This window comes from Planococcus glaciei (genome assembly GCF_900099655.1).
GTDB lineage: Bacteria > Bacillota > Bacilli > Bacillales_A > Planococcaceae > Planococcus > Planococcus glaciei.
Window position 1 is genome coordinate 69,431 of the sequence record NZ_FNDC01000015.1, and the last position, 14,229, is coordinate 83,659.

At 45.7% G+C, this 14,229-nt stretch carries 9 protein-coding genes; 8 read left to right on the top strand and 1 reads right to left on the bottom strand.

Features of this window, described 5'->3' with window-relative positions; all coding sequences use genetic code 11:
• Positions 1-632 precede the first annotated feature (632 nt).
• From BLQ32_RS16350 to BLQ32_RS16360, 3 genes are all read left to right on the top strand, one after another.
• Complete coding sequence (locus BLQ32_RS16350) at positions 633-2,402, top strand: CocE/NonD family hydrolase (protein WP_074511208.1); 1,770 nt, start codon at positions 633-635, stop codon at positions 2,400-2,402.
• A 572-nt stretch (positions 2,403-2,974) separates the two neighbouring features.
• Positions 2,975-4,954, top strand: coding sequence for an LTA synthase family protein (locus BLQ32_RS16355; protein ID WP_175557134.1), 1,980 nt, complete (start codon positions 2,975-2,977; stop codon positions 4,952-4,954).
• A 176-nt stretch (positions 4,955-5,130) separates the two neighbouring features.
• Positions 5,131-6,072 (top strand): SGNH/GDSL hydrolase family protein, encoded by a 942-nt coding sequence (locus tag BLQ32_RS16360; protein WP_139150569.1) that lies wholly within the window; start codon positions 5,131-5,133, stop codon positions 6,070-6,072.
• 119 nt (positions 6,073-6,191) lie between these two features.
• Here the strand turns inward: BLQ32_RS16360 and BLQ32_RS19735 are convergent, their stop codons facing one another.
• Positions 6,192-6,365: a heme-binding protein gene (locus BLQ32_RS19735; RefSeq protein ID WP_342342133.1), complete on the bottom strand. Its 174-nt coding sequence runs from the start codon at positions 6,363-6,365 to the stop codon at positions 6,192-6,194.
• 209 nt (positions 6,366-6,574) lie between these two features.
• Here BLQ32_RS19735 and BLQ32_RS16365 point away from each other — a divergent pair, with 209 nt between their 5' ends.
• The 5 genes from BLQ32_RS16365 to BLQ32_RS16385 all read left to right on the top strand — a co-directional run bounded on the left by BLQ32_RS16365 (position 6,575) and on the right by BLQ32_RS16385 (position 14,221).
• A complete protein-coding gene (locus BLQ32_RS16365) occupies positions 6,575-9,190 on the top strand; it encodes a YfhO family protein (RefSeq protein ID WP_074511214.1) in 2,616 nt (871 codons plus the stop codon).
• Between the two features lie 110 nt (positions 9,191-9,300).
• Positions 9,301-9,846 (top strand): glycerol-3-phosphate responsive antiterminator, encoded by a 546-nt coding sequence (locus BLQ32_RS16370; protein ID WP_036810278.1) that lies wholly within the window; start codon positions 9,301-9,303, stop codon positions 9,844-9,846.
• 197 nt (positions 9,847-10,043) lie between these two features.
• Positions 10,044-10,877: an MIP/aquaporin family protein gene (locus tag BLQ32_RS16375; RefSeq protein ID WP_036810281.1), complete on the top strand. Its 834-nt coding sequence runs from the start codon at positions 10,044-10,046 to the stop codon at positions 10,875-10,877.
• Positions 10,878-10,896: 19 nt separating this feature from the next.
• On the top strand, positions 10,897-12,420 hold the full coding sequence (gene glpK, locus BLQ32_RS16380; RefSeq protein WP_036810283.1) for a glycerol kinase GlpK: 1,524 nt from the start codon (positions 10,897-10,899) through the stop codon (positions 12,418-12,420).
• Between the two features lie 127 nt (positions 12,421-12,547).
• Complete coding sequence (locus tag BLQ32_RS16385) at positions 12,548-14,221, top strand: glycerol-3-phosphate dehydrogenase/oxidase (RefSeq protein ID WP_074511216.1); 1,674 nt, start codon at positions 12,548-12,550, stop codon at positions 14,219-14,221.
• Positions 14,222-14,229: the final 8 nt, after the last annotated feature.

A 14,229-nucleotide genomic window follows, 5' to 3' on the forward strand; every position in this document is an offset into this window, starting at 1 on the left:
GTAGATGCACTAGTTGTGATGATTGGCACTGATGATCGCATCTTTAACACTTGCAGACTCTAAATCCACGATGCACAAGCTTCTCGCAGAGACAGATGCCCGATCAGATTATTTGATTGTAATGTAGCCGCCTCCCTCAAAAAAAAGTTTGCAGCCCTATAAATTCACTATGAAAGAAATAGATAAAGTTCTAAAAAATCAGTGCAGAGCAAGGCTGTTTATTTATTTCTCAGTTTGACGCTTTCCAGGAAAAGCTGACAAGTGGTGCTGAATATGAAAGTTTAATGTACAACGCTAATGCCAATCCAAGGTATGAAGGATATGCGTTAATCTGGAAGACTGTACAAAAAGAGCTGGGGTTGAAATAACTGCATGGCCCTATATATAAATTAATGTAATTGAATTTAATCCTAAACTCCATTTTTCAGCGTAATGCTGTCAAATGGAGTTTTAATTTTACAAGCAGTAAATCTTGTAGACTGTAACGAGTTATTGACAGAAAAATTAATCAAGCTTACAATTATCTAATATAATTATTAGAATATTCAATATAATTTTCTCCTGCTTAATAAATCTACCAGATCCTTATTCAGTTAACTAGTTCATCAATATAGAAAGAGAGGATGCGATTGATGAAAAAACGTCTAACTAATATATGGTTAAGTTCCGGGCTGGTAGTGTCGATAATCATTGCCGGTTTTACGCTGCCGGTTCATTCCAATGAAGATGATAAGCAGAAAACGGAGCTGGGCATTAAAGGGGCAGGGACCGAAAATCGAGCTTGGGTAACAAGAAAAGAATCACTTTCATCCAAAACGTATAAGGTGAAGGTTCAGGAAAATGTAGAGATTCAAGTGAGCGATGGCACAATTATACGCGGACGGCTCCTATTGCCAGAAGGCATTAAGAATCCTTTGCCGACTATAGTCCAATTAAATGGCTATGGCCATGAAAGTTTGCAGAACTCTTCGAAAGGCATGCTAGTCGATTTGGCAGAACGGGGCTATGCCGTCTTGCATGTCAGCATGAGCGGAACCGGTACTTCAGAGGGCGACAGCGGGCTCTACAAATATTATATGGAAGACGGCTATGATGTCATTGAATGGGCAGCAGCCCAGCCATGGAGCAATGGCAATGTCGGAACGGTTGGCCTTTCTTTGAATGGAATCAGCCAGTGGCTTGCGGCTAAGGAACTGCCGCCAAGCTTAAAAGCAATTAGCCCGGTAGTGGCCTGTGCTAATTGCTACAACGCGCTTTGGCATCCAGGAGGTATGGAATCCGGACCAGGGCGCATTGCACGAGGCTACGAGTATGAAGTGGCAAAAGATCACCGCAACTACGATGAGTGGTGGCAAGAACGTTCGATTTCTACGGAAGAGCTGGAAGCGATTGCAGAGAATGGCATAGCGGCATTTATTTCAGGAGGCTGGAATGACTATATCAGTCCAGGAAATATTAAAGCTTATGAAATATACAGTGCAGTTGGGGGTGCAAGCAAACTGATTGTTTCACAAGGTGCTCATGGATACTTGGATGGAATCCTGCCACTCGAATTCAAAGATTATCAAGCGCTGTGGTTCGATCATTATTTGAGGAGCGTGGATAATGGAGTCGTGGAAAGAGATCCGGTACTAATTTATGTGCAAGGAGCCAATCAATGGCGCTACGAAAAGTCCTGGCCGCTTGAGGACACCAACTCTGTCGATTTATTCTTCAGCGATCAAAAAAGCAAGTCGATTGACAGCATCAATGACGGTTCTTTGGTAGCAAAAGTACCGACTAAAAAACATTCTAGTGTGGGCTACAGCTACTCGCCGGCAGATGGGCCGTTCCTGCCGTCATTATTGAGTTCATCGGGGCGTTTGCCGATTAACCAACAGCCTTATGAAGAAGAAACCGCGACATGGACAACCGATGCTTTGGCGGTGCCAACCGAAGTAACCGGTAACATGTCGGCAACCTTCTGGGCGGAAGTGGACGCGGTAGATGCGGACTTTGTCGTACAAGTCACTGACGTAGCGCCGGACGGCACATCAAAGCAGGTAGTGGCCGGCTATTTGAATGCGTCGCGGACAGAGTCGCAAACAAAGCCAACTCCTTTGACACCGGGGGAAGTGAAGGAATTTACGGTCGAAATTCTGCCGACTTCTTATGTCTTTAAAAAAGGGCACCGAATACGTATTAGCATCGCAGGCGGAGCAAAAGCACTCGAAGGGCAGCAGGCACCTCAAGGGCCAGGGCTAAATCCAACTCCTTCGGATGTTGAAATTTATCAGGATGCTGCACATCCATCGAGCTTCAAGCTGCCGTTAATTGGAGTGAATAGCTTAATAACCACAAAATCCAACCAAAAGGCGATTGAAAACGCATCGGATAACGTGCTGGTCGGGGCAGAGAAATAAAATGCAGAGAGTTGAAGAAGCGCCAGGCACCAAAACAATAAAAGAAAAAGGGAATGGAAGAGAGTGCAAAGAATTCATAAGACGAAATCGGAATTTCTGCTTATTATTCAGTAGTCGGCATAAAAGCAAAAAATCTGTGCATATGATTAAAAGAAATAGTTAGCCTAGTTATTTTATGAATACCTCCATAGCGAACGGCCTAATATAGCATTTCTTCATCCGATTTTTTATTATTGCTTATGTTTGTCAAATTACAGGTCAAAATTTTAAGAGATATATTCAGGCAACGAAAAAAATATGAATAGCGTTTGGATTAATAAGAAAAGTATTAATGATGGAACAAAAGTGAAAATATATTCATTGTAAAAGAATATGATTAAGCTTACTTTATTTTATTTAAATTTCAAAAAAACTATGTGAAGAGAAAAGAGAGATTCATTTTGCCGGAAAAAGATTTAAAGAATTTAAAATTTGATAGAATTGTCCTTCATCTTTTGACATTATCCTTTATGGTAGGGTTGCCGCTTCTTACTTTATTTGCTAGCGAATTGATCGTCAGGGAATCTTTGACGATGCCATTCAGGGATTGGACGGTTGAATTCACAAAACGTTTTGCTTTGAACATTGTGATTCTTTTGGCGTTGTTCAATGTTTTGTACATCCTTCCGCGCAAATGGTTTATGTTTGGCGGAATGATTTTAAGTGCGGTTCTTATCATATTCGCCTATGCGAATGCAGTGAAAATCGATCTTCGGAATTCACCTATTTCAATGGGGGACTTCGCATTATTAAAAGAACTTGGCGGGTTGGATAATCCGGTTGATTTGAATATGCCTTTGTACATCGCTCTGGGTGCAGCTTTTGCGGCGATTGTGGCGGCCATTTTCTGGCTGGTGCCGAAATTGAAGGAAAGCTGGGCGATTAAATCGAGTGTGTTTATCTTATCTGCTGCTTTTCTTGCCATGTTATGGACTGATTATCCTGTTTCGCCGATGGAAAAGGTCCATTTCCAAAATACATGGTGGCAGCAGGAAGTTGGCACGATGAGAAATGGGCTGTTCGGGAATTTTGTGATGCTTGCTAAGCAAACGAAGCTTGACCAGCCGGACAATTATTCCAAAGGGACCATCCAAAATATTGGGAAAGAATACATCCCTTCTCCTGCAAAAGAAGGAGAAAAGCCAAATGTAATCATTTTGATGAGTGAAGCATTTGTTGATCCATATCATTTCGGGGAAGAGCATTTTACAGAAGATCCGATTCCGAATTTCCGGAAACTTTTCGGGGAATCGATGCACGGAACGATGTACTCGCCGGAATTCGGTGGAGGTACAGCGAATGTTGAATTTGAGGCGCTGACTGGCCTTAGCCGCCAATTTATGCCGGATAACTATGTGGCGTATCAATTGTATGTGAAAAAGCCGATTCCTTCAGCAGCCTATGCCTTTAAAAAAGCCGGCTATGAAACCACTGCCATCCACTCATACCTAAACTGGTATTACCAGCGAAATTCAGTCTACCGTCTATTAGGATTCGACCAATTTATATCAGGTGAATTCATGGATTTGGAACATGCACTTGGCTCAGGCTGGGGATTCCCGAAAGACAAGGAAATCACGAATGCTACGCTTGAGACGTTGGATAAGACCGATGGTAGAGATTTTATTCACGCTGTGGCGGTAGAAGCCCATCAGCCGTATAAGCCTCTCGCAGATTCGAAGTTTTTAAAGACCGGCACTTTGCCGGATCCGACGCGCCAGTATTTGAACCAGTTCACGGAGAAGATGCATAGCGTCGATCAGGAACTTGGCCGGTTGACAGAAGAATTGAAAAAGCGGGATGAACCGACGATTCTGGTATTCTTCGGCGACCATTACCCGACTTTCGGCAATAATGACCAAGTGTTCGGTGCACAAGGAACTCAAGTAGCGAACGATATGCTTGGAAACTTTGATGATTTCATCAACACACATAATGTTCCTTATTTCATCTGGAATTCAGAAGAAACTTCAACAAAAGAAATGGATCTCTCACCGAACCAATTCGGCGCCATTGCGCTTGAAATGGCAGGTGTGGAAGGGAATGCGGTGACAGCCATTCTGGATAAAATGAGGTTCCAAGGAGACGCAGTCATTCCGTACAACCAGTGGCAGCAGCAAATGGGAACCCATACCGAAGAAATGCAGGATTTGCATGCGCTGCAGTTTGACCTTCTTCATGGCAAGCGCTATGCGGAAGAAGAAATTCCGGGGCTAATTGAAAATCCCATGAAGGATTACCACCTCGGGCTGTATTCATCGATGGCAGTGGATACCATTTACGCCACATCCGAAAGCTACAACATTATGGTAAGCGGAGCTCCTAAATATTCGAAGTTGATGAACTTCGATGATGAGGAAATTCCGGCCGTATGGACAGATCTGCCGGACGGAAAAGCCAGTTTTGCGGTCAGCAAAAAAGACATAGAACCGGGAGAAAAATACCGTCTGGCTGTTTATGATTCACTGGATAATATACTCCGTGCAAGCGAGTATTTCGAATTCAATAAGTAAGACGAAGCGGCCAAAGACCATTCTTTGGCCGTTCTTTTATGGAGACGAAAATGAGCTGGAATTGTGCAGGTGCCTGGCACCTGAATAATTTAGGCTCAATTTGGAAAAATTGTTTCCTTTGGCCTAGTTCTCATGAGATAATCAATAGAGATTTATGAATTCGGGAGGTTTACCAAGTGAGGATTGTTCGTGTGTTGATGGTAGTGGCAATCGTTTTTTTGTTGATTGCATTTGGTTTTTCAAAAAAGAACTGGGATGAAAAGATCGGGCAGCATGCGCAGCAAGCGTCAGTTCATACTGTGAACAAAGTAGCGGAAGCTGAAAGTTCTGCCGAAAAAGAAGAAGTTGAAACAGTAGCGGATGACAGCGAAGAAACGGAAACATCGGACGTAAAAGATGAAGAAGCTGAAGCAAGTGAACCAACAGAAGAAAAAGTTGAAGAGAAAAGCGAGTTTTACACTTTGCTGGCGGATCAAAAGATTTCTTCCATTAAGCTCCTTGGCGACGGGATCACAGCGGGATATGGACATTCTGCTTACTTAGCGCCTGATGGCGGCCGAATTATTTTCTCAGGAAACGGAGAGACGTTCCGGGAAGCTGGCAAAGAGTTCGGCTCTTGGGCAAACGAACTTCGGAATTATGTCGATAAACCGGAATTTGGAAATATTGAGGTTGTGAATGCGGGAATCCGGGATAAGACGGCTGATTGGGCGTACCGAAATCTTGACGGTTTACTGAAACCGGAAGAAGAGGCGGTCATTGTGATGATTGGGACAGACGACCGCATATTCAGTTCGTTGGAAGCTTATGAAGCAACCATGCGGAATCTCCTTGCGGAAGTAGATAAACGTTCAGAATATGTGGTTGTCATGTCGCCGCCGCCTTCAAAAGAAGACTTGAAGCTATACAAGTTTACGATGGAAGAAATCGACGGGGTACTGAAGAAACTCAGCGAAGAAAATGGCTATTTGTTCGTCTCCCAATTTGATGCTTTTCAAGAGCAGTTGGCGAATGGAGTTGCATACGAAAGCCTGATGCAAACTGAGTCTTCCAATCCCCAAAATGGCGGATACGAATTGATCTGGCAAACGATGCAAGAAGAACTGGGCTTGGAGTAATAGCTCGTCTGCCAGTCGCTAAAATAAGTTATATTCAATTCAAAAAAAGCCACCCTCATAGTTTTGGGAGTGGCTTTTTAACGATTCAAGAAGTAATTTCCGGACGTCTTTCTTCTATATCAGTGTGTGCTTATAGATTTCAATAGCTTTACAGCTGCTTTTGCGACTTTTACATTGTGTTCTGCGGAGCTGCCGCTTGCGTCTACTGCGCCGACAACTTTGCCGTCTTTCACTAGAAGGATGCCGCGGCCAAAGAGCATTATTCCTAAAATATTATTTGGTGCATTTTGGATTAAATGATAAGGTTTTGATGTTTCGTGGTGAGGGGATAGTAGGGATAACCCTTGTCCGGATGATGTTTGTTAAAACAGAACCCGCGTACCAGAATTGGTTGAATAATATGCGGGTTTTACAGCCGCTTGGATTATAGAATCCAAAACGATAAAACGGAGTATGCCTGCTTATTATCGGACCTACAGTCTATCCTTCTGGAGTGATTGCATTGAAAACCAAGCGCAGAGGAACTTACGCGAAGAAGGTATTGCCGCTTTTGTCTCTGCTGCTCGCCGCGGTGTTGTTTCATTGGAAGTTTCTGTTTGAAGGGAATAACTTGGCGGTCAATCTGGATGCCATCAACCAATTTGCGTTTTTCTTTCCGCATCTCGTGGAGTCTTATGCAGACGGCAGCTTTTTTTGGTCCTGGTCGTATGGCTTAGGCGGTGATCTGCTTGGTGAGTTTGCCTATTATTACACCACGAGCCCTTTGTTTTATGGAGTTGTGTTGGCGGAAATGCTTTTTGATTTTGACTGGAGTATTCTTGAAACCATCGATTTTAAAATGCATTTATCTGTGCTTAAATCGTTTTTAGCAATGCTCGGAATGTATGGGCTTGTGCGATATGAGAAGTTCGAGCCATGGAAAGCGCTGGCCTCGGCTTTGGCTTATGGCAGTTCCATCATTTTCTTCGCCCATGCGGCGCTGATCGATTATATGACCGAAGCGTTTCTTTACGTGCCTTTGACAATTTTCGGCTTGCTGTATTATCAGCGGACCGGCAAATCACGGTTTTTCATTCTGGGGATTTTCCTGTCGGTTGCCAGCAATTTTTATCTCGGTTTTATCAGCAGCATTTTTTACGGCTTGGCAGCCATCGTACTTACACCGTTAAAAGAAAAATCGATTTTCAAAACGTATGCACCGCTCCTGCTGCATTACGCCATCGGTCTGGGCCTGGCGTTTGCCTGCTTTTTGCCGGGCGTCCTGTCCGTCTATTATTCAGACCGGCTGGCAATAAAACCGGAAATTCCTTCGTTCTTCGGTGCCGACTGGGTTGCGAGTTTGCCGGAACAAGTTTGGGGCAATATCGGAGATTTGGGTTTTCTCTTCATTACTGCAATTGCGGGATTAATGATATTTCTTCCGGCTGATGCAAAAACGAAGAGAAAGTCCATTCTGGCGCTGCTGCTGTTTATCTGTTATTTCGTTCCTTATATGTACAGCGTTTTTAATGGGTTTTCGCATATTCAGTACCGGTGGTTCTACATCCTGAATTTTGCTGTGGCGTTCGCGTTGCCGAACTGGCTGACAACGGCGATGAAAGCCAATAAACGGCTGCTGGCCTTTGTTTTGATAGCCGTTGGATTATCGCTTTGGGCGCTTTATACAAAAGAAGAGCGGCTTGGGAGCGCTGCTGATTTTTACAATATCGCTGCAATGGGTTTTGGGATTTCTTCATTGCTGCTCTTTTATGCAATGGGCAAAGCTAAACGGAGTGCTTGGCTCGCCGGGTTGTTTGTATTGGCATTGGGAGCAAATGCTATTGCCAATGTGGTGGGCTATACAGAGGAAAAGATAATCAACAGGTTCGGGGCCGGAAATTTAATCGATGAGTATTTTAACCAGCCCTCTCTGGATCATGCTGAAGAACAAAAGATTTTTTCAGCGCTGGTGCCGGAACAGAATGAATTTTACCGGACGTACTACGGGACGAAGGACCGCTTAAACCACGCCATGCTTTATGGCTATTACGGAACGAGTGCCTACAATAGCGTACTGAAGAAAAACCTGCACAGCTTTGTGAAAAAAGATTACAATGTCCGGCAAACCAATCCGCTGAGAAACGGTGTCGTCGTATCCACCTACTCGCTGTTCGACGGTCGCTGGGCACTGGAGACGGGGCTTGGAGTAAAGTATCAAGTATTACCAAAAGACGAAAAGGCTCCCTTCGGATACGAGAAAGTAGAAGAGACTGAAACGTATTCGGTTTATGAAAATCCGTCAGCGGTTGGCATCGACATGTGGTACACCGAGACAATTTCTGAAACGGAATGGCGGCAATTAAATGTGGCAGAGCGGGACGCGCTGTTTTTGAATACACTGGTTGTGGCAGACGGCTATGTACTAGCCCGAACTGAAAATTGGAAAGAGCAGTTGCCGGAACGGATAAAAGTCGATCTGGCAAACGCCGATTACTACAATGCCTCAATGGCGGAAGGCTTGCTGACGGTCCAATCGGGAGGGAAAGTCCGTATTCCAATCGAAGGAAAAGAAGAACCGGGAGAATATATGGTCTACTTCGATATTACACCGGTGCAAGACCAATCAATGAAACTGAATGTCAACGGAAAAGAAGTGCTGAAACGTGAAACTTCCTATATCTACAGCTACCCCAATAAAGGGTATTTGTTCCGTTTGGATGGGCAGACAGATGCAATTGAAATCGGAGTTTCACCTGGCACTTATAAGCTGACCGGCTTAAAAGTGTATTGGAATTCCTATGAACAGTTCCGTGCACAAGCGGAACAGCGCGAAGTCTACAGCATGGAAAATTTGCATGTGAAAGGCAATGGGGTATCAGGCGATCTTTCCGTCAAGGAACAAGGAATTTTGTTTTTGTCCATTCCCTATAGTGAACAGTGGAAACTGAAAGTGAACGGCGAAGAAGCGGAATTGCTGGAAGTGCAGAACGCATTCAGCGGTATTCTCTTGGAACCCGGAGAATACCGGATTGAACTGTCTTATATAACGCCGGGATTTTATCCGGGACTGATTGTCACAGTTCTTTCAGTACTCGCTGCTTTGCTGCTGCATCTTTATGGCCGGCGGAAAAATAACTAGAAATGCATGCGTGCCAGGTATCGACACAATTTCTGCACACTTTGGATTTGAAACATCGTGTATTACAGGGGATAATGGAACGCGGAAAGCAATTGCAAGGAGGAAATTGGGTGTCTGAATTAAAGGGCGTTTTGCCCGTTTTGCGAAATATGAAAGAGTTTGAACGGCTGCTGAGCAGCGACCATGAATACATCATTTATCTGGAAATCCGCTTGTCACAGCTGAAAGCTTTGGTGCAAGCGGCCAAAAAAGCGAAAAAGAAAGTGATTCTGCATATTGACCTGATCCAGGGGTTAAAAGCGGATGCCTATGGCATTGAATACTTGGTGCGTGAAGTGAAGCCAGATGGAATCGTTTCGACGCGCAGCAATGTCATTGCAATGGCGAAGAAAAACAAACTGATGACGATTCAGCGCTTGTTTCTGCTCGACAGCCATGCACTCGAACATAATATCAAATTGATCAATCAAGTAAAACCCGACTATATTGAAATCCTGCCGGGAATCATTCCATCAGTCATAGCGGAAGTCCACGAACAGACCGGCATCCCGGTCATTGCCGGCGGTTTGATCCGGACAAAAGAAGACGTCGAACTGGCTTACGGCGGCGGTGCGGTGGCTATTTCCACTTCGCAAGCAGAGCTGTGGGAGCTTTAAGAAAAAGAAAAGGGGTTTGACACCGCTTTCAAAACCTGCTAACTTAGGTATTAACAAGTTAAGAACTGTGTAGGAGAAATGGAGATCCACACTGAGCATGGCCGCTTCCGAATCTGGAAGCGTGTTCATTCAGTGTGGATCTTTTTGTGTTTTCCTGAAAATGGTTCTAGCGCAAACATACTAAGGGGTGTATCGTAATGACGGAATTTCTAGCAGAATTGGTCGGTACCATGATTTTGATTATTTTTGGGGCCGGCGTAGTTGCAGGTGTAGCATTGAAAGATTCAAAGGCTGAAAATGGCGGTTGGATTGTGGTCACTGTGGCATGGGGCTTAGCAGTGACAATGGGCGTTTATGCGGTCGGCAGTTTTTCAGGAGCGCATTTAAATCCGGCAGTAACTTTAGGGTTTGCCGTAGTCGGCGACTTTGCCTGGGCGAAAGTGCCGGTTTATATCGCGGCGCAGCTGATCGGAGCCATCATTGGGGCAGCAATCGTTTTCTTCAATTACTTGCCGCACTGGGAACGCACAAAAGACGAAGCGGCAAAATTGGGTGTTTTCGCAACCATTCCGGCAGTGCGCAAGCCGTTTTCGAATTTGGTATCTGAAATTATCGGGACAGCCGTCCTTGTGATGGGGCTGTTGTTTATCGGTGCAAATGAATTTACAGAAGGCTTGAATCCATTGATCGTCGGCGCCTTGATCCTGGCTATCGGACTATCTCTCGGCGGGCCAACTGGCTACGCCATCAACCCGGCCCGCGACTTGGGGCCAAGAATTGCGCATGCCATCCTGCCGATTCCCGGCAAAGGCGGATCCGACTGGAGCTACGCTTGGGTACCGGTAGTAGGGCCGCTGTTTGGCGGAGTTTACGGGGCTGTATTTTATAAAGCAGTTTTCGTTGGCGAAATGGGACCAGCTTTTTGGATCCTGAGCCTGGTACTTGTGCTGGTGTTATTCGGAGCAGCAAGTGTAGAATTAAGAAAAGGCCGTACAGCGGCAGATCAATTAGAAGAAAAAATCGTTTCGTAAAGCCGAGGAGGAAATCAGTATGAGCAAAGACTATATTTTATCAATTGACCAGGGAACGACCAGTTCACGAGCCATCTTGTTTAACCATAAAGGCGAAATCGTGCAAACAGCACAGCAGGAATTCGAACAATTCTTCCCGAAACCGGGCTGGGTAGAGCACGATGCCAATGAAATCTGGACGTCGGTACTAGCTTGTATCGCAGAAGTGCTTCGCAAAGCAGACGTTGATCCAACTCAAATCGCCGGAATCGGCATCACCAATCAGCGGGAAACAGCGGTTGTGTGGGACCGCAATACCGGCAAACCGATTTACCGTGCAATTGTCTGGCAGTCGCGCCAAACAGACGGCATCTGCAAAGAATTGAAAGAACAGGGGCACGGCGAACTGTTCACGAAAAAAACCGGCTTGTTGATCGATGCGTATTTCTCCGGAACAAAAGTGAAATGGATTCTCGACAATGTTGAAGGCGCGCGCGAAAAAGCGGACAACGGCGATTTGATGTTCGGAACCATCGATTCCTGGCTTGTGTATAAATTGTCCGGCGGCAAACGCCATGTTACCGACTACAGCAACGCATCCCGTACGTTGATGTACAATATTTACGATCTTGAGTGGGACGATGAGCTATTGGAAATTTTAACGGTTCCGAAAAGCATGCTTCCGGAAGTTTGCCAGTCTTCTGAAGTGTACGGGCATACTGTGGATTACCATTTCTTCGGCCACGAAGTGCCGATTGCCGGAATGGCAGGGGACCAGCAAGCGGCGTTGTTCGGACAAGCTTGTTTTGAAAAAGGAATGGCGAAAAACACATACGGCACCGGCTGCTTCATGTTGATGAACACCGGCGAAGAAGGCGTGGTTTCAGACCACGGATTGCTGACGACCCTTGCGTGGGGAGTAGACGGCAAAGTGGAATACGCCATCGAAGGAAGTATTTTTGTAGCCGGTTCGGCAATCCAGTGGCTGCGCGACGGCTTGCAGCTGATCGACCATGCCCCGGAAAGCGAAGCTTATGCGGCATCCGTTGAATCCACAGAAGGCGTCTACATGGTACCGGCATTTGTCGGACTTGGCACACCTTATTGGGATACCGATGCACGAGGCGCAATTTTCGGTTTGACGCGCGGAACGACCAAAGCACATCTGATCCGTGCCACATTGGAGTCGCTTGCTTACCAGACAAAAGACGTTGTCGACGTGATGGTGAAAGAATCCGGAACGGAACTGAAAACTTTGCGCGTTGACGGCGGAGCTGTTGCAAATGACTTGCTGATGCAGTTCCAAAGTGATATCCTTAATGTACAGGTGGAACGCCCGATGATCCAGGAAACCACAGCACTTGGTGCTGCATACTTGGCAGGGCTTGCAGTCGGCTTCTGGAAAGACAAAGAAGAGATTGCCCAGCAATGGAAAGTCGACAAAACCTACACAAGCACAATGCCGTTAGAACAAAGCGAAGAGCTTTATGAAGGCTGGCAGAATGCAGTAGCGGCTACCAGAACATTCAAAGCAACAGAAGCAAGAACGAAAGTGAATTCTTAAAAGTTAATACACGGCCCGAGACCTCGAGAGACGAAGCCAGTTTTGCAGAAGAAATTCTGCAGCTGTAGCTTCGTTTCTTTTTCATTGGATTTAATTGGAAAAATACATCACAAAAGGAGCACAACCCATGAAATTTTCTAGTTTGCAGCGCAAAGAAACCATTCAAAATATGAAAAATGCCCGACTTGACCTTTTGGTCATCGGCGGCGGTATTACAGGAGCCGGCATCGCTCTTGATGCTTCGGTACGCGGCATGCGCACAGCAGTAATCGAAATGCAGGATTTTGCAGCGGGCACCAGCAGCCGCTCGACGAAACTTGTCCACGGCGGCCTTCGCTACTTGAAACAATTTGAAGTGAAAATGGTGGCGGAAGTCGGCAAAGAACGTGAAATCGTTTATGAAAACGGACCGCATGTTACGACTCCGGAATGGATGCTATTGCCGTTTTACAAAGGCGGTACATTTGGGCCGTACAGCACAAACATCGGCCTTCGCGTCTATGACTTTTTGGCAGGAGTAAAACGCGATGAGCGCCGCAAGATGCTGTCGAAAGAGGAAGCGTTGAAACGCGAACCTTTACTTAAAAAACAAGGCATTAAAGGTGCCGGCTATTACGTGGAATACAAAACAGACGACGCCCGCCTAACAATCGAAGTGATGAAAAAAGCGGTGGAAAAAGGCGCAATGGCATTGAATTATGCTAAAGTGACCGGCTTTATCTATCAAAATGGCAGAGTGGTCGGCATCCGCATCCAGGATCAAATCGACGGCTCAGAACACGAAATCTATGCTAATAAAATCGTCAATGCAGCAGGGCCTTGGGTTGACACATTGCGTGACAAAGACAATTCAAAACAAGGCAAGACCTTGCAGCTGACAAAAGGCATCCATTTGGTCTTCGACGGCAAGCGCTTCCCATTGAAGCAAGCAATTTATTTTGATATGCCGGATGGCCGCATGGCGTTCGCAATTCCGCGCGACGGCAAAGTATATGTCGGTACAACCGATACGGTCTACAAACAAGATATTACTCATCCGACGATGACCGTGGAAGACCGTGACTATGTCTTGAAAGCGATCGACTTTATGTTCCCGGATGTGCAAATCCGCGTAGAAGACATCGAATCAAGCTGGGCTGGATTGCGTCCGTTGATCCACGAAGAAGGCAAAGACCCTTCCGAGATTTCCCGCAAAGATGAAATCTTCGTATCGGATTCAGGCTTGATTTCCATTGCCGGCGGAAAATTGACCGGCTATCGCAAAATGGGCGAAAGCATTGTCAATCTAGTGGCGGAACAATTGAAAGAAGAAAACGGCACGAAATTCCCGAAAAGCTCAACGAAGCATTTGCCGTTGTCCGGCGGGGAAGTCGGCGGCTCAAAAGGCTTTGAATCATTTATCGAAGACCGCGTGCGCCAGGCTGTCGCTATTGGTCTTACACCAGCAGCCGCTCGTAAATTAGTAAAACGCTACGGCTCGAACGTCGACCAGGTGCTGCATTTCTTAGCGACCGGCAAAAAAGAAGCGGCTGACGAAGGGCTCGATCCATTAGTCCATGCAATGCTTCGCTACGCAATGGAATACGAATCCACTTATAAACCGGTCGATTTCTTCATCCGCCGTACAGGCGCGTTGTTCTTCAACATCCACTGGGTGCATGCCAACAAAGACAGCGCCATCGCTTATATGGCCAAAACATTCGGCTGGACAGAAAAACAGACGAAAGTTTATACAGAAGAATTGGATGTCTTGTTGCACGAAGCGACTCACCCTGTTGAAGTCAGTGCACAATCGAAATAATACGCTCA

Excerpts from the sequence above, each read along its gene's own strand:
- BLQ32_RS16350 (WP_074511208.1), top strand. The coding sequence starts at position 633 with ATGAAAAAACGTCTAACTAATATATGGTTAAGTTCCGGGCTGGTAGTG.
- BLQ32_RS16355 (WP_175557134.1), top strand. The coding sequence starts at position 2,975 with ATGCCATTCAGGGATTGGACGGTTGAATTCACAAAACGTTTTGCTTTG.
- BLQ32_RS16375 (WP_036810281.1), top strand. The coding sequence starts at position 10,044 with ATGACGGAATTTCTAGCAGAATTGGTCGGTACCATGATTTTGATTATT.
- glpK (WP_036810283.1), top strand. The coding sequence starts at position 10,897 with ATGAGCAAAGACTATATTTTATCAATTGACCAGGGAACGACCAGTTCA.
- BLQ32_RS16385 (WP_074511216.1), top strand. The coding sequence starts at position 12,548 with ATGAAATTTTCTAGTTTGCAGCGCAAAGAAACCATTCAAAATATGAAA.